13 protein-coding genes are annotated in these 15,413 nt (G+C 61.4%); 3 read left to right on the top strand and 10 right to left on the bottom strand.

Features of this window, described 5'->3' with window-relative positions; genetic code table 11:
- Positions 1 to 373: 373 nt before the first annotated feature.
- The 6 genes from proX to DND132_RS06690 form a co-directional block, all read right to left on the bottom strand.
- Entirely contained in the window at positions 374 to 1,402 is a 1,029-nt protein-coding gene (proX, locus tag DND132_RS06715; RefSeq protein WP_014321959.1) for a glycine betaine/L-proline ABC transporter substrate-binding protein ProX, read from the bottom strand.
- Positions 1,403 to 1,427: 25 nt separating this feature from the next.
- Positions 1,428 to 2,258: an ABC transporter permease gene (locus tag DND132_RS06710; protein ID WP_014321958.1), complete on the bottom strand. Its 831-nt coding sequence runs from the start codon at positions 2,256 to 2,258 to the stop codon at positions 1,428 to 1,430.
- The gene (proV, locus tag DND132_RS06705; protein ID WP_014321957.1) at positions 2,258 to 3,481 is read right to left on the bottom strand and encodes a glycine betaine/L-proline ABC transporter ATP-binding protein ProV; all 1,224 of its coding nucleotides are present in this window, start codon (positions 3,479 to 3,481) and stop codon (positions 2,258 to 2,260) included. Before proV ends, DND132_RS06710 begins: the two co-directional genes overlap by 1 nt.
- A gap of 964 nt (positions 3,482 to 4,445) precedes the next feature.
- Entirely contained in the window at positions 4,446 to 4,880 is a 435-nt protein-coding gene (locus DND132_RS06700) for an arsenate reductase ArsC (RefSeq protein WP_014321956.1), read from the bottom strand.
- A gap of 10 nt (positions 4,881 to 4,890) precedes the next feature.
- Complete coding sequence (gene arsB / locus DND132_RS06695; protein ID WP_014321955.1) at positions 4,891 to 5,994, bottom strand: ACR3 family arsenite efflux transporter; 1,104 nt, start codon at positions 5,992 to 5,994, stop codon at positions 4,891 to 4,893.
- Positions 5,995 to 6,009: 15 nt separating this feature from the next.
- Positions 6,010 to 6,360, bottom strand: a complete 351-nt coding sequence (locus tag DND132_RS06690) for an ArsR/SmtB family transcription factor (RefSeq protein WP_014321954.1) — start codon at positions 6,358 to 6,360, stop codon at positions 6,010 to 6,012.
- A 244-nt stretch (positions 6,361 to 6,604) separates the two neighbouring features.
- Between DND132_RS06690 and DND132_RS06685 the strand changes: the two genes are divergently transcribed.
- Positions 6,605 to 7,963: a phosphomannomutase/phosphoglucomutase gene (locus DND132_RS06685; protein ID WP_014321953.1), complete on the top strand. Its 1,359-nt coding sequence runs from the start codon at positions 6,605 to 6,607 to the stop codon at positions 7,961 to 7,963.
- 176 nt (positions 7,964 to 8,139) lie between these two features.
- Here the strand turns inward: DND132_RS06685 and DND132_RS06680 are convergent, their stop codons facing one another.
- Together DND132_RS06680 and DND132_RS06675 are read right to left on the bottom strand one after the other, a co-directional pair.
- Positions 8,140 to 8,853, bottom strand: coding sequence for an outer membrane beta-barrel protein (locus DND132_RS06680; protein WP_014321952.1), 714 nt, complete (start codon positions 8,851 to 8,853; stop codon positions 8,140 to 8,142).
- 309 nt (positions 8,854 to 9,162) lie between these two features.
- On the bottom strand, positions 9,163 to 11,253 hold the full coding sequence (locus DND132_RS06675; protein ID WP_014321951.1) for a molybdopterin-containing oxidoreductase family protein: 2,091 nt from the start codon (positions 11,251 to 11,253) through the stop codon (positions 9,163 to 9,165).
- 273 nt (positions 11,254 to 11,526) lie between these two features.
- On the opposite strand from DND132_RS06675, the gene DND132_RS06670 reads away from it, so the two are divergent.
- Positions 11,527 to 11,976, top strand: coding sequence for a 4Fe-4S dicluster domain-containing protein (locus DND132_RS06670; protein ID WP_014321950.1), 450 nt, complete (start codon positions 11,527 to 11,529; stop codon positions 11,974 to 11,976).
- A 97-nt stretch (positions 11,977 to 12,073) separates the two neighbouring features.
- Here DND132_RS06670 and DND132_RS17560 read toward each other — a convergent pair whose 3' ends face one another.
- Positions 12,074 to 13,018 (bottom strand): hypothetical protein, encoded by a 945-nt coding sequence (locus DND132_RS17560; protein WP_014321949.1) that lies wholly within the window; start codon positions 13,016 to 13,018, stop codon positions 12,074 to 12,076.
- A 77-nt stretch (positions 13,019 to 13,095) separates the two neighbouring features.
- Positions 13,096 to 14,142 carry an IS1595 family transposase gene (locus DND132_RS06660; protein WP_014321948.1) on the bottom strand — a complete coding sequence of 349 codons (1,047 nt, stop codon included), beginning with the start codon at positions 14,140 to 14,142 and terminating at the stop codon, positions 13,096 to 13,098.
- A gap of 108 nt (positions 14,143 to 14,250) precedes the next feature.
- Here DND132_RS06660 and DND132_RS06655 point away from each other — a divergent pair, with 108 nt between their 5' ends.
- Positions 14,251 to 15,372 (top strand): sulfite exporter TauE/SafE family protein, encoded by a 1,122-nt coding sequence (locus tag DND132_RS06655; protein ID WP_041915725.1) that lies wholly within the window; start codon positions 14,251 to 14,253, stop codon positions 15,370 to 15,372.
- Positions 15,373 to 15,413: the final 41 nt, after the last annotated feature.

The raw sequence follows: 15,413 nt of genomic DNA, 5'->3' as shown, positions 1-15,413 counted from the left end.
CCTCTCCCCCTTCCCCCGGACCCCCATCCCCTTCACCTTCCTAAACTTTTTATTGCCGCTTCGCGGTGCGGTTCATAATAAAAAAGTTCTTCGACTCAACATTGAGTCGAAGACTTTTTTCTTCATCTTTTTGGAGGAATTCGGGTGCGGAGCACCCGACAGCGGTTCTTTTAGCGCGCAGGCACAAGGCGTTCGAGAGTGGGTCAGCTGTGCATTTTCCCCGGCCGCGGCAACCGCAGCGTAGCTGTCTACGTGATGATTGGCGCGGCCGGGGAAAATGTGCAGATGGTCCGCTCTCGGAAGCCGCCCCCCTGCGCAAAAAAAGGCGGCCCCCCAGGGGGGCCGCCGCATCTTTACGCCGGACAATGCAGAGCTATTTGGCGGCTTCTCGGGCGGCTTGCAGCCAGCCGTCCCAGGTCGCCTTGTTGTTGGCGATCCACTCCTCCGCATGCTTCTCAATGTCCTTGTCGGACTTCTCGCCTTGATTCATGCGCGTGTTCTGGGCGCTGATGTCGGCTAACGGCAGGGTGAAGAGTTCGAGGAACCTGGCGGCGGCCGGGTTCTTTTCGAGGAACTGCTTGTTGGCCACGGCGCGGATGTCCGAGACCACGAAGCCGGCCTTGAGCGGGTCGGAGACCGCGCCCTCCACGCCGGACACGGTCATGCGGTCGGCGTTGGCGGCCTGGGCCTCGGTGGGCTTGATCTCGGGCACGTTGATCCAGACCACGTCCTTGCCGGGCTTGAACTTGAACACGGTCCAGTTGGGCGTCCAGGTGTAGAAGAAGACCGGCTTGCCGGACTTGTACTCGCCAAGCGCAGCGGCCATGCCCGCCTCGTAGGAGGCCTTGACCGGGTTGATGTAGTCATCGAGGCCGTAGACCTTCATGTGGTGGGCGATGACCTTTTCGCAGCCCCAGCCCGGCGGGCAGGCGGTCAGGTCGGCCTTGCCGTCGCCGTTGGAGTCGAAGGCCTTCATGACCTCGGGCCGCTTGAAGTCGTCCAGGGACTTGATGCCGTACTTGTCGGCGTCGCGCTTGGACACCAGGTAGCCCTGCATGCCTCCCGCCTTGGCCACGAAGCCGATCTTCCGCGCCTTCTGGTCGAAGTTCTTGGGAAGCTGCGCGTCGTGCATGGGGAACCAGCCGTTGGTCCAGTAGTCCACGTCGCCGAGCGTCACGGACTTGTAGAAGATGGGGTTGGACAGGTCGCGCGGTTTCTTGACGGTGTAGCCGAGCGTCTCCAGCCCCTTGCGGACCAGGGCTTCCTGGAAGAAGCCGGTGTTCCAGGTGGCGCGCGCGGGTTGGACGGTGACGCCCTTGCCGGGCTGCATGTCCATGGCGAACGCGCCGGTCGCGATCAGGACCGCGAACAGGGCGGTCAGGGTGAGTTTCATCAGTTTCATGGAACCTCCTCGGATTCGATTGCGGTTATTTCTTTCGGGCCATTGACTGGGTGATGCGGTCCAGGACGATGGCCATGAGCACGATGCCCAGGCCGCCGACCACGGCGCGGCCGATGTCCAGGGTGTTCAGCCCCAGGATGACCGGCGAGCCGAGCCCGCCCGCGCCGATGAGCGCGGCGATGACGACCATGGACAGGGCCATCATGATGGTCTGGTTGAGTCCGGCCAGGATGGTCGGCATGGCCAGGGGAATCTGGACCTTGACGAGGACCTGCCAGCGGGTGGCCCCGAAGGCCTGGGCCGCCTCGACCAGCTCCGGGTGGACCTGGCGGATGCCCAGTCCTGTCAGCCGGATAATGGGGGGCAGGGCGAAGATGATGGTCGCCAGCACGCCGGCCACGTTGCCCACGGAAAAGAGCATGACGATGGGCACGAGGTAGACGAAGGCGGGCGTGGTCTGCATGGCGTCGAGCACCGGCCGCAGCCCGGCCTCGAAGCGTTCGCTGCGCCCGGACATGATCCCGAGCGGGATGCCGATCACGGCGCAGATGACCACGGAGGACAGGACCATGGCCAGGGTGATCATGGTCTCCTCCCACAGGCCGAGGAAGCCGACCAGGAGCATGGAGGCCAGGGAGAAGAGGGCCAGCCGCTTGCCCGAGAACTTCCAGGCCAGGAGGCAGACCACGCCGATGACGACGAGCGGGTGCACGCTGGTCAGGCCGTGCTCGAAGCCGGTCAGCAGCCGGTCCACGGGCCATTTGAGCATCTGGAAAAATTCACGGTAGTTGTCCACCAGCCATTCCACGGCGTCCGAGACCCAGTGGTCCAGGGGGATGATCGCGTTGTCGAACATTATTGGTCACCTCCTTCGGACAGGGCGACTTCGGTTTTGTGCAGGGTCTTGAGAAAACGGTTTTTGGAGACCACGCCGAGGTAGCGGCCCGCGTCGTCCACCACCGGGATGGGCCAGACCGCGTCGGCCACCAGCGGCAGGATGTCCTGCATGGAGTCGTCGCGGTGCACGGCGTGGGCCTCGGTCAGGAAGACCTGGCTGAGGGGCTTTTCCGGCAACCCCGCCTCAAGCGCGTTGCGGATGCCCTCGGTGGAGATCACGCCCAGGAAGCGGTGCTTGGAGTCGAGCACGTATCCGTACTCCAGCTCGCTGCCGCTCAGGATTTCGTGGGCCGCGCGCAGGCCGCCGCCGGTCTTGGTCACGGTGATGGTCGGATGGGTGTCGCGCACGATGTCACCCGCGCTGATGACCCCGGTGGGGTCCACGCCCCGAAAAAAGGCGCGCACGTAGTCGTTGGCCGGGTTTTGCAGGATCTCGTCCGGTGCGCCCACCTGGACCACGTTGCCGCCCTCCATGATGGCGATGCGGTCACCGATGCGCAGGGCTTCGTCCAGGTCGTGGGAGATGAACACGATGGTCCGCTGGTGCTCCTCCTGGAGCTTGAGCAACTCGTCCTGCATCTCGGTGCGGATGAGCGGATCGAGCGCCGAGAAGGCCTCGTCCATGAGCAGGATTTCCGGGTCCACGGCCAGGCCGCGCGCCAGCCCCACGCGTTGCTGCATGCCGCCGGACAACTGCTTGGGGTACTGGTCCTCCCATCCGGTCAGGCCGACCTGGGCCAGCGCCTCGCGGGCGCGTTCGTGCCGCTTGGCCTTGTCCACCCCGGCCAGCTCCAGGCCGAAGGCGGCGTTGTCCAACACGGTCTGGTGCGGCATGAGCGCGAACGACTGGAAGACCATGCTCATGTTGTGCAGCCGGAACTTGACCAGCTCGTCGTCATTCATGGCGGTGACGTCCTCGCCGTTGACCAGGACCCGCCCGGCCGTGGGCTCGATGAGCCGGTTGAGCATGCGCACCATGGTGGACTTGCCCGAGCCGGACAGCCCCATGATGACGAATATCTCGCCGTCTTCGATGGTGAAGGAGGCGTTGTTCACGCCCACGGTCATGCCGGTCTTTTCCAGGACCGACGCCTTGTCGTGCCCCTGCTTGAGCAGCTCAAGCCCCTTCTGGGGTTTGCTTCCAAAAATTTTGTACAGGTTTTCTACGGTGATTTGTCCCATGGTTGCTCCGTTGAAAGTAACGACGCGCTCCCTCGCCGGGGGCGGGGAGTGTCGGAAAAAAAGGCTGTCGAAATGGATCAGGAGAGGGGAACCCGGTCGCGAAGTCCGCACGGGGTGGACGAGCGCAGTCCGGGGCTGGACAGGGTTTTCTGTCCGCTATGGCATTTCGAGGTCTGTGGCATGTACAATTGGCGATTTAGCCGAAGATGATGTTGTTTTGTCGATGATACAGTCACAATCTGCTGTAAGAATTTTTTGTATCAGATTGTGGCAACTGCAACAGTTGATTTATTACTGTATTATCTCTCTATCTTTTTGTTACAGATCAAAAACAACGTTCATTTATCTGCATCGTCTGTAATCATTGACAGAGTCTATCTGAATAAATTCACCGTGTCAAAAAATGATTTATTTTGTATTGTATGACATTGTTTTTGGCATGAGAATTGCCAATAACATCACCGTATAGGCACTTCTCGGAGACGCTATTTTGCCACGTTTTGGAGCGGCATCGGACAAGGGGGTGCGCTGGGGCGGGAGCCCTTGCAGGGCATCCCTTCCGGGCGAGGGTGAGAGCGAGAAAGGGGGACGGCGAAGCATGTCCCAGGGGGGCGGCAGCGACAGGACCAGGGAAGGAACGCCTGACGGATTTGGTGGACGCGCAGCGTCGTCCGGACGAATTGAACCAGGCCCTGTCCGACCGCGCAAAGGGGGGGCGCCGGGGCGGAGCGAACCCCGTCATCCCGAATCGCCGCGTAGCGGCTTCAACTTCTGATTTTTCCCAAACAAGAGGCCCGGCGGGAATCCCGCCGGGCCTTGTTGCGTGTCGGTTGCGATGGGTTGTCAGGCGAACAGGGAGAAGCGGAGTTCACCGGTTTCTCCGGAACGGATGCAGCTGGTCCAGGTCGCCAGCGGCGACCAGGGCCGGGTCCGTTTGCGTAGGCGCTTTTTCATGGCGCACTCCTTAGCGGCCGTCCGTCTCCAGGGAGTCGGGCAGCCCCTGGACAAAGGCCTTGATCTCGTCGCGAACCCGTCGGTACACGTCCAGGATTTCGGCCTCGTCGGTCAGTGTCTTGGCCAGGCTCGGCGGGTCGTCGAAGCCGACGTGGACCACCTTGGTCCTGGCCGGGAAATAGGGGCAGTTCTCGTTGGCGTGGCCGCAGACCGTGACCACGTAGTCGAAGTCCACGTCCGCGGGCAGGTCGGTGGTCAGCTTGGAGGTGTGGCCGGAGATGTCCACGCCCGCCTCGGCCATGACCCGCACGGCCAGGGGGTTCAGGCCGTGGGTCTCCACTCCGGCGGACCAGGCCGTGAAGGTTTCGGGCTTGAGCGCCCTGGCCCAGCCCTCGGCCATCTGGCTGCGGCAGGAATTGCCGGTGCACAGGAAAAGAATGTTCATGGCGTCGCTCCTAGTCTGCGTTGGAGGTTTCGCAGCGGACGTGGCAGACGCCGCCGATGGTTTCCTTGGCGAAGGGGAAGTAGCGGCGCTTGAAGCGCACGGCCACGTTGACCAGAGCGATGAGCACCGGGACCTCCACCAGGGGGCCGATGACCGCGGCGAAGGCCTCGCCCGAGTCGATGCCGAACACGGCGATGGCCACGGCGATGGCCAGTTCGAAGTTGTTGGAGGCTGCGGTGAAGCTCAAGGTGGCCGCCTGCTCGTAAGTGGCGTCGGCCTTCCAGGACAGGTAGAACGAAACCAGGAACATGACCAGGAAGTAGATGGTCAGGGGAATGGCGATGCGGACCACGTCGAGCGGCAGGGCCACCACGCGGTCGCCCTTGAGGGAGAACATGACCAGGATGGTGAAGAGCAGGAAGACCAGGGTCAGGGGGCTGATCTTGGGGATGAACACGGTCTCGTACCACTCCCGACCTTTGACCTTGAGCCCGATGAAGCGCGAGGCCATGCCCGCCAGGAACGGGATGCCCAGGTAGATGAACACGCTTTTGGCGATCTGGCCCATGGACACGTCCACGGCCGCGCCCTCGAGCCCGAACCAGCCGGGCAGGACCGTGATGAAGACAAAGGCGTAGACCGAGAAGAAGAGCACCTGGAACACGGAGTTGAAGGCCACGAGTCCGGCGCAGTACTCGGCGTCGCCCCCGGCCAGGTCGTTCCAGACGATGACCATGGCGATGCACCGGGCCAGGCCGATGAGGATCAGGCCGACCATGTACTCGTGCTGCCCGGACAGGAAGGTCACGGCCAGGCCGAACATGAGCGCCGGGCCTATGACCCAGTTCTGGATCAGGGACAGGGCCAGCACCCGGCCGTTGCGGAAGACCCTGCCGAGTTCCTCGTACTTCACCTTGGCCAGGGGCGGGTACATCATCAATATCAGGCCGATGGCGATGGGGATGTTGGTGGTCCCCACCTGAAAGGCGTCGATGACCCGCTTCATGCCGGGGAGGAAGTATCCGCAGGCCACGCCCGCGAACATGGCCAGGAATATCCACAGGGTCAGATAACGGTCTAGGAAGGAAAGCTTTTTCAATGCGGTTTCGGGCATGGCCGGTTCCTCTGCCTAGTTTGAGCAGGTTTCTTCGGTTTTGTTCGCCAGATGGGTCATGAGCCGTTCGTGATCCCGTCTCGCCTGTTCCAGGTCGGGCAGCCGGTTCCTGAGAATCTCGAGAACCTCGGACTGGATCGCGTCCTGCGGTTCCGCCAGGGTGTAGTAGACCCACTTGCCCTTGCGGCGGCTGCTCACCCAGCCGCCGTTGCGCAGGAAGGACATGTGCCGGGAAACCGTGGACTGCGGCAGGTCGAGCGCCGCCATCAGGTCGCAGACGCACCGTTCGCCGTGGTCGAGCAGCCGGAGTACCCTCAGCCGGGTGGGGTCGCAGAGCCCCTTGAAGCGAAGCGCCAGTTGTTCCATGAGGGAATTAATATCCGCTTATGCGGATATGTCAATGACGGTTGGGTGACGATTTTGCGCGGGTTGCATGAAACCGTCGGTGGAATTTCCGTAAAAATGTCTGTATATGTTGTCAGGTACGGAGGGCGCGCCGGGCGATGCACGTTCGGCGGCGACCCCGGAGCATGTTGCATTGCAGCCCGGCCGTGAGCCGGGATCAACCGACGAGACCGACGGCCCGGCGCACGGGCAGGGAGGAATACGGATGAAGCCTATTTCGCGGGAAGTGTTCAGGACCTATGACATTCGCGGCGTGGTGGACAGGGATTTCGACGAGGAATGGGTCGAGCGGCTGGGCCGTGCCTGCGGGCAGTATTTCCTGGAAAACGGCTCCAAGACCGCCGTGGTCGGCCACGATTGCCGCCACTCCTCGCCCGGCTACGCCGCGGCCCTGACCCGTGGCCTGAACTCCACGGGCGTCAACGTCATCACCATCGGCCAGGTCTCGACCCCGGCCTTCTACTGGGCTGTGACCAAACTCGAGACCCACGCGGGCGTGATGATCACCGCCAGCCACAACCCATCGGAATATAACGGGTTCAAGGTCTGGCAGGGGATCAGCACCATCCACTCCGAGGAGATTCAGGACGTCTACGAACTCATGGAGAAGGGCGCCTTCCCCTCGGGTTCGGGCACGGTCCGGCACGAGGACGTGCTCGACAAGTACGTGGCCGAACTGGCCGGGGACGTGACCCTGGCGCGGCCCGTGAAGGTGGTCGTGGACGGCGGCAACGGCACGGGCGGGCTGCTCACGGCCGACGCCCTGCGCAAGGCCGGGGCCGAGGTGGTCTGCCTGTTCTGCGAGCCCGACGGCGATTTCCCCAACCACCATCCCGACCCGGTGGTGGAGAAGAACATGGCCGCCCTGCAACAGGCCGTGCTCAAGGAAAAGGCGGACATCGGCATCGGCCTGGACGGCGACTGCGACCGCGTCGGCGTGGTCACGGAAAAGGGCGAACTGCTCTTCGGCGACCAACTGGTGGCCATCTACGCCCGCGACATCCTCAAGACCTTTCCCGGCGCGTCCATCATCGGCGAGGTCAAGTGCTCGCACCTCATGTACGACGACATCAAGGCCCACGGCGGCAACGCGGTCATGTGGAAGACCGGCCATTCGCTCATCAAGGCGCGCATGCGCGAGATCGGTGCCAAGTTCGCGGGCGAGATGTCCGGCCACATGTTCTTCGCCGACCGCTACTACGGCTTCGACGACGCCACCTACGCGGCCCTGCGCATGGTCGAGATCCTCTCCCGGTCCGACAAGCCCATGTCCGAACAGCTCAACTGGCCAAAGACCTGGTCCACCCCGGAAATCCGCGTGGACTGCCCCGAGGCCCTCAAGGAGCGCGTGGTCGACAAGGCCGTCAAATACTTCAGCTCCAAGTTCGAGGCCATCGACATCGACGGCGTGCGCGCCGTCTTCCCCGACGGCTGGGGCCTCATCCGCGCCTCCAACACCCAGCCCGTCCTGGTCCTCCGCTTCGAAGCCGAAACCCCGGAGCGCCTCGACGAGATCAAGACCATGTTCGAAACCAAGCTCAAAGGCTGGATCGCCGAAGGCTAGGTACGACGACGTACATCAATAAAAAGGCGCGGACCGTTCGGTCCGCGCCTTTTTTCGTCTTTCACGCTACGGGCGCGGACTGCAGTGTTCGCCCCGAGTTTTGTGAGGAATAAGATCGGCGTGTTTTGGCGTGGATTGACCGCGGCTGGTCAATGCCGAAATGCCCACTTTTCAATCTAGAAGCGGTAGTAGATTTCCAGCCCGCCGATATTGGTGTTGGTGGGCCACCACGCGCGCTCCTTGTAGTTTTCGTGTTCGTACCTGTAGTAGGGGCGAAATCCCATGGAAGTGCCTTTGGGTTCGAAGAAAAGGCCGATTTCAAGATTGCCGTTGCCGCCAAAGGACTGCGTCGTGCACGTTTGGTTTGCGTCCGTTGTGTGCCGTTCGCGATAAACCACATATTCATATTGGATGTCGCTGCCGATCAGGCCATAGTCCGTTTCCTTTTCAAAGGAAACGCCTACCGGCAGGATGTAGTCCGTGAAAAATTCGTCATTGCTGTCTCGGATGTCTCGATCCGTGTAGTTGACCCCAACCCCGACAAACGGTTTGATGTCGACCCCGTAGTGAAAGGACGTCCCGATCTTGGCCGTTGTGCGGACATCGGTGTTGCGCCAAGGGCTTATGCCGGTGGTCGTAGTGCGTGGGCCGTGGACGATCTTCCCGTCGATTTTAAACCAGAGATCGTCTGAAATCGTATTCTCGTAGCCCAGCAGAAGTCCGAAATCGGTCCCATAGGCATTGCGGTGGGTCCCGCCTTTTCCATAGTGCGTGTTTGCATATTCGCCGACAAGGCCTACACGGAAGTGGTTTTCTTCCGCGGACGCGGTCAGGGGGAGCAGGGTGAGGGTCAGAAAACAACCAATGAGGAAGAGGAATAGGCGGCGCATGAAATCTCCAGTTGGAATACTCGATGGCGGTCATGGGAGGCATGCCTGAATGAGCAATGCCTCATGTCAGTTGGGAGTGACGAAAAGCTAGTCCTTCACGGGCCGAGATACAAGTGAAAATTTGTAATTTTTTTACATGATTATCTGTAGAGCTAGACGCGAGCGATTACCATTTGGATGGCCTGAAGAAGAGTGCGGACGGCCCGCTCTCGGAAGCCGCCCGCCGTCAAACGCCTCTCCAAACCGATAAAAAAAGGAGGGCCGACAGCATCCGCTGTCGGCCCTTGTCTTATTCGGTTTGGAGAGGCGTTACGCCTTACTTACAGAGACAAAGTGTTCCTGCATGGCTACGGCTCCGCCCCCATGATCCCACTTCTTGATGCCCTTGGGCATGAGCAGGTTGTCGGCGACGCCCCGGCCCTTGGCCCGGGACTCGCACGGCAGGTCGTGGCCGAAGCCGTGGATCATGAAGACCGCCTCGGGGTGGATGAAGTCCGTGACGAACGCCTTGATCCGGCCGTTGTAGCCGTTGCTGGACACGGTCACGTACTCGCCCTGGGCGATGCCGAGTTCCTCGGCCCGCTTGGTGTTGATCCACAGGACGTTCTCGGGCATCTGCTCGAAGAGCAGGGAGTTGTTCACGGTGTGGCCCTGGGTGTGCAGGGCGCAGCGGCCGAAGGTGATGCGGAACTTGCCCGCCGGGGGCCGTTCGGGCGCTTCATAGGGTTTGAGGGACGGCATGCCGTCGCCTTCCAGCTTGGCGTCGATGATCTGGATCTTGCCGGACGGGGTCTTGAAGGAGCCCTCCTTGACCGGCTTGTACAGGGGATCGGAGGCCAGGGAGACGATGCCGGTCTTCTCGAAGTCCTCGATGGTCACGCCGGTGCCCTCGAGCTGGAACTTCCAGATGTCCTCGATGTTGGTGTAGTCGAGTTCCTTGAGACCCATGCGCTTGGCCAGGCCCGCGTAGATTTCCCACACGGCCTTGGTGTCGTAGACCGGCTGAATGGCCCGTTTGCGCACCTGGAAGGCGGGCTTGGGGCCGTTCTTGGTCATCAGAATCTCGTCCCGCTCGAGGTACGGGGAGATGGGCAGGACCACGTCCGCGTTCCAGGCGGTGTCGGACCAGGAGAAGGTCACGGAGACCAGCAGCTCGATGTCGTCCCACATGGCCTTGACGTCGTTCTTGTCCGGGAAGGCCATGAGCGGGTCGTGGCGCTGCACGATGTACGCCTTGATGGGGTAGGGCTTCTTCTCCACCGCGGCGTCGTAGGCCAGGTGGACCAGGCCGGGGCCCTGGTCGAAGTGCTTGCGGCCATCCATCCAGCCCACGCCGTCGGCGCGCTTGCCCTCGGGCTTGGGATAGAGCTCCATGAAGCTCTTCAGCCCCTTGGCACCCACGTCGCCCGGCTTGTTCATGAACGGCAGGCCGCCCTTGGCGCCGATGGCCCCGAGCAGCGAGTTGATGATGTAGATGGTCCGGGTCATGTAGAAGGAGTCGGTGTAGCGCGCGGTCATCCAGCCGGGATGCCACAGGACGCTCGGGGCGGCCTCGGCCAGCTGGTTGCAGAAGTCGATCAGCCGGGCGGCGGGCACGCCGGTCTCGGCCTCGGCCCACTCCGGGGTGTAGGGCTTGACGAACTCCACAAGCTTGTCGAAGTCCTCGACCCAGTCGGCCACGAACTGCTTGTCGTACAGCTCGTTATTTATAAGGACATGAATGACGGCCAGGTTGAAGGCGTAGTCCGTGCCGGGCCGGACCATGAAGAAATTGTCCGCCTTGGTGGCCGGGACGTTGGCGCGGATGTCGATGACCGACAGCTTGGCGCCGTTCTCCATGCCGGTGAACAGGTTGTTCACCTCGGCCACGTTGATGGCCTCCATGATGTTGCGCTGCTGGAGCACCACGTGCTTGGCGTTCTTCAGGTCGTAGGACACGCCCTTGCGGCCGAAGCCGAACACGGACAGGGCCGCGTTCTGGACGTTGCGCGCGCAGGCCGAGTCGTGGTTGTTGTAGTTGGCCGTGCCGATGCCGCGCAGGAAGGCGCGGTAAAAATCGCGGAACGGGCCGCCGCGGTCCGAAAACAGGACCGAGTTCTTGCCGTAGGTCTCCTGGATACGGGTCAGCTCGTCGGCCACGTAGTCCAGGGCTTCGTCCCAGGACACCCGTTTCCACTTGCCTTCGCCGCGCTTGCCCGTGCGCACCATGGGGTACTGCGGGCGGTCCTCGTCGTAGGTCAGGGCCGTACCGGCAGCGCCGCGCGGACACAGGGAGCCCATGATGCCCGCGGCATCGGGATTGCCCTGAATATACTCCGCCTTGCCATCGACCACTTCGACCTCAATGGGACATCGTACCGAGCACATGCCGCAAATGCTCTTTACATATTCCTTACCCATACACTCCTCCTGTACAGACAGTGATGATTCTGCGCGCTATTTGAATTAGGTTGGACCATAGGCATGGCGGTCAACCCCGGGCAATATATACCCGGCATGTGAAATCTATAACATGATTTTTCTTTCCACCGGAAAAAAAATCGGGTTATGATCGCTTTTGGTTGAGAAATATCTCACAAGCGGGGTGGCTGTTGACCAACACAGGATTTTTCTTCAATTCGTGGACTACAAACAAGACTGCGCGCCCAAATCCAAGTCTTCAGAGGTGGAACAATGGCTGGTTACAGGATTAAATTCGACAAGAAGCGGTGCATTGCGTGCAATGCGTGCCTGGTTCACTGCAAGGTGAAGAACAAGGTGCCCGCCGGGCTTTCCCTCAACCGCCTCGATGCGGAGGGGCCCATCGCCGACAAGGACGGCAAGCCTTCGGCAACGCTGAAGTACACCAACTGTCGGCACTGCAAGAAGCCCGAGTGCGTGGCCGCATGTCCCACCGGGGCCATGTACAAGCGCGAGGACGGACTGGTTCTGGTGGACATGGCCAAGTGCGACGGCTGCAAGGCCTGCATCGAGGCCTGTCCGTGGACCGTGCCGGTGTTCAACGACGCCACCGGCAAGATCATGAAGTGTGATTTCTGCGTGGACAGGGTCGATGCCGGCGGCACCCCTGCCTGCGTTGTCGGCTGCACGGCGAACGCCCTGACCTTCGTGCGGCCGGAATAGTCTCTGGTATCAACTCCGCGGCCTTGGGGGACGCGGGGCGACATTTTGGGGTCCTTTTAACTTCGGGATTTTAAAACATTCTGTTGTTTTTCAGCGATTAGGTGTCGTAGCCAATGATTTTCACGACGATCTTGCTGATACCGCTGGTCAGCCAAGCCCCGCCCTTGTACCAGCTCTTCGAACGCAAGTTTCCGCTGACACTGGATGTCTCACGCATTCCGCTTGCATCCCACTGTCTTTCCTTGGTTCTGCCGTCGGCATAATGTTCTTGGATGACGGCACCCTGCTTGAGAAGAAGGCGCTTGAATTCCTTGGTGTCGCCCGGCACATATTCGATGGGTAGGGTCTGCCCGGTTTTGCGTGGGGCAGATTGCGCTGGAGCGGCAGTGGCCTTTGCGGGACGCGGAACACGGTCTTCAAACAGCCCCACGAGCTGGGCCGCTCGCAGATATAGTTCGCTTGTGTCGGCCACCTGCTTTTGGAGCGGGGTCACATCGTCGAGTACGATGTTTTTGAAGCCTTGGTTGATAATGGTCTGGAACCGGAAGCCGTCCCGGCGTCCACGGAAGAAGGATTCCATCATCCGGGCAGCTTCCTTCACGCCCTGGATAGTAGCGTTGTTGACCTTTGGGGACAGGAAAAGGATCTCGGCGGGCACGCCGGGGAAATGGATGTCGATGGTCAGAGCCGTCCGAAACAGCTTCTTGACGATCCGGGCGGCGGTCTCGGCTTTAGGGCCGTATTGCAGCCCGTTCGTGTGAAAGGCAATGTCGGCGGCGATGACTTTCCTTGCCATCCCTTGCACGAACTGCACGCCGAGTACGTCGATTTCGGCCTGGCCGAGGAACTGGGAAAGGCTGGATGTCTTTTTCAAGACTTTTCCCGAGAACTCGGCGGCGCCTTCCCTGTACCACTGTTCGTGTTCGGCAGTGATCTCCCCAGGCCATATGGGGGACGGCTTCCAGTTCAGTTCGGCCAGTTGGCACCCCCTGCAATGGCGTACCCACGTCCTTACCAGCGATTCGCCTATTTCGACCTTCATATCCGCTCCTGATGAGTTTTCACCTCATACGACAATGGCGCATGGCGGTCCACCCCGGAGCGAAACATTTTGGCCGGTTACGGCTCCTGGCCGACCTTGAATGCCCGGAAGTCCCTGACGGGCGCATAGGCGGTCTTGCGGCAAGCCTGACGGTAGAATTCCTCCAGCCTGCTCTTGGATTCCAGCTTGGTCACGATCCGCAACAGGTTGAACCACGCCATGTAGTGGTCGAGGAACTTCGAGGCCACGCCGCAGAACCGGCGCATCCATTCCTTGAGACCCGCGTGGTAGTTGTTGACGTGCTGGATGTGGTGGACACCCTGGGTGTACACGCCCTGACGGCTGTTCAAGCGGACATGCCGGATGCCCTCGCGCTTGGCGTAGGTGGCGAAGCCGGACATGGAGTCCGTGACAAGCGTGCTGTCCGGCATGATGTTGCCGCCGATGGCCCGCGCGACCTGATCGGCCGACAAGCGCCCCCGGCCAGCGGCATGGCTTAACACGTCACCATCGCGGCTGAGCCCCACCAACACGGCCACTTGTTCGTTCGAGATACCGCGTTTCCGTGCGACGCCCCGGTGCTTCCTCGGAGGACGGTGCTTCAGGTTGCGGCTTCCCTTGTTGGATTCGACGAAAAAGGTTTCGTCCATCTCGACGATGCCGGACAGGATATCCCGGGCATGCAACGCCTTCAGGCCACACAGGATCTTGTGCCGCCAATAGAAGGCCGTGGGGATGGAAATCTCGAGCCGCTTGGCGGTCCGGGGAAGGCTCAACCCCTCGATCATGCATCGGATGTAGCGGGACCACAGCTCGGGCTTGTGGGTCCCCGCCATCGGCGTCCCCGTCAGTTCGGTAAAGGTGCGTCCGCAATCCTTGCACATGTACCGCTGGCGGGCCATGTAGGCGTTCTTGTCGCTGTACGCGCCCCAACGCTTCACATCGACGCTTCCGCACCTGGGGCAGTGCCTGCCATCAGCGAAACGCGCCTCGACGATGGTATCCCTGAACCCCTTCAACCCCTCGATGTGCTCGTGGAGATAGGCTTCGATGCGGCGGGCGCAGGCTTCCTGCTGGTCTTTATTCAACGATCTGAACTGGTTGATAACGGCCTGAATAGACATTGCGCTTTGCCTCCTTTTAGTCCATACTAAATAGTTAGACTTTTTTCGGCAAAAGCAACATTATTTTTTAAAATGCCGTTTAACTTTATTCCCGAGGAGGAGGTAACTGTGTTACGTTCCAAGAAAACTCTCCTGATGCTGGCCCTGGTTGCGGCTGTCTGCCTCATGGCCGAGCCCGCTCTGGCCAGCCGTCTGGCCGACGCCATCGCCGAAGCCAAACCCACCGGCGAGCCCGGCTATCTGGGCATTCCCGGCGGTCCGCAGCTGAACATCATCATCGGTCTCCTGTGGGCGATCTGGGTAGGCTGGATCTTCTCCACCGTCGGCGCGTTCGGCGGCATCATGGCCGGTGTCGGTCACATCACCATCTACGGTCTGGGCGACTACGCCAGCTCCTTCGGCAAGGGCGCCAAGCTGAACAAGGTCGTCACCGACTCCATCCGCGTGTCCAACCAGTGGCTGGTCGGCTGCTCCGCGGCCCTGTCCTCCTTCAACTACTGGAAGGCCGGCCGTCTGGTGCTGCCGCTGGGCATCGCCCTGGCCATCGGCTCCGTGTCCGGCTCCTGGCTGGTGCCCTGGCTGACCGCCGGCAAAATCAGCCTGAAGGCCTACATCGGCTACTTCGGTCTGTTCGTCCTCTTCCTGGGCTGCTACCTCTTCTATGAAACCACCCCGGCCGGCCAGGCGAAGAAAAAGTCCGCCAAGAAGGCCGCCGAGGCCTTCCAGAAGTCCGTCAAGGAACAGCAGGCCGGCGGTACCGTCGACATGGCCGAGATGGGCGTGAAGGTCCAGAAGTTCACCCCGACCTCCTGCGAATTCACCTTCTTCGGCGTCGAGTTCTCCTTCAACCCCCTGATCCCGGTCATCGGCGGCTTCTTCATCTCCGCCCTGGCCTCCTTCCTGGGCGTCGGCGGCGGCTTCCTGCTGGTGCCGTTCCTGACCTCCGTGGCGGGCCTGCCCATGTACCTGGTGGCCGGAACCTCGGCCATGGCCGTCTTCGTCGGCATGGTCAACTCCATCGCCTCCTACATGATCCTGCGCTCCACTCCGGTCGAGTGGTCCCTGATCGGCGCCGAGCTCGTCGGCATCGTCATCGGCTCCATCATCGGCCCCAAGACCTCCAAGTACATCCCGGATATCTGGCTGAAGCGCATCTTCATCGTGCTGGCCGTGTACGTTGGTCTGAAGTACACCCTGAAGGGCTTCTTCGGGATCGCCCTGCCCATCTAACGGCGCACAAAGACGAAACAACGGCGGCCGCCCCCGAGGGC

It is taken from the genome of Pseudodesulfovibrio mercurii, assembly GCF_000189295.2.
GTDB lineage: Bacteria > Desulfobacterota > Desulfovibrionia > Desulfovibrionales > Desulfovibrionaceae > Pseudodesulfovibrio > Pseudodesulfovibrio mercurii.
Note: the sequence above shows the minus strand (reverse complement) of the source record. Positions and strands in the feature narration are given on the sequence as shown.

Bases quoted from the DNA above. Each gene is read 5' to 3' on its own strand.
- proX (WP_014321959.1), bottom strand. From the start codon at position 1,402: ATGAAACTGATGAAACTCACCCTGACCGCCCTGTTCGCGGTCCTGATC.
- DND132_RS06710 (WP_014321958.1), bottom strand. From the start codon at position 2,258: ATGTTCGACAACGCGATCATCCCCCTGGACCACTGGGTCTCGGACGCC.
- proV (WP_014321957.1), bottom strand. From the start codon at position 3,481: ATGGGACAAATCACCGTAGAAAACCTGTACAAAATTTTTGGAAGCAAA.
- DND132_RS06700 (WP_014321956.1), bottom strand. From the start codon at position 4,880: ATGAACATTCTTTTCCTGTGCACCGGCAATTCCTGCCGCAGCCAGATG.
- arsB (WP_014321955.1), bottom strand. From the start codon at position 5,994: ATGCCCGAAACCGCATTGAAAAAGCTTTCCTTCCTAGACCGTTATCTG.
- DND132_RS06690 (WP_014321954.1), bottom strand. From the start codon at position 6,360: ATGGAACAACTGGCGCTTCGCTTCAAGGGGCTCTGCGACCCCACCCGG.
- DND132_RS06685 (WP_014321953.1), top strand. From the start codon at position 6,605: ATGAAGCCTATTTCGCGGGAAGTGTTCAGGACCTATGACATTCGCGGC.
- DND132_RS06680 (WP_014321952.1), bottom strand. From the start codon at position 8,853: ATGCGCCGCCTATTCCTCTTCCTCATTGGTTGTTTTCTGACCCTCACC.
- DND132_RS06675 (WP_014321951.1), bottom strand. From the start codon at position 11,253: ATGGGTAAGGAATATGTAAAGAGCATTTGCGGCATGTGCTCGGTACGA.
- DND132_RS06670 (WP_014321950.1), top strand. From the start codon at position 11,527: ATGGCTGGTTACAGGATTAAATTCGACAAGAAGCGGTGCATTGCGTGC.
- DND132_RS17560 (WP_014321949.1), bottom strand. From the start codon at position 13,018: ATGAAGGTCGAAATAGGCGAATCGCTGGTAAGGACGTGGGTACGCCAT.
- DND132_RS06660 (WP_014321948.1), bottom strand. From the start codon at position 14,142: ATGTCTATTCAGGCCGTTATCAACCAGTTCAGATCGTTGAATAAAGAC.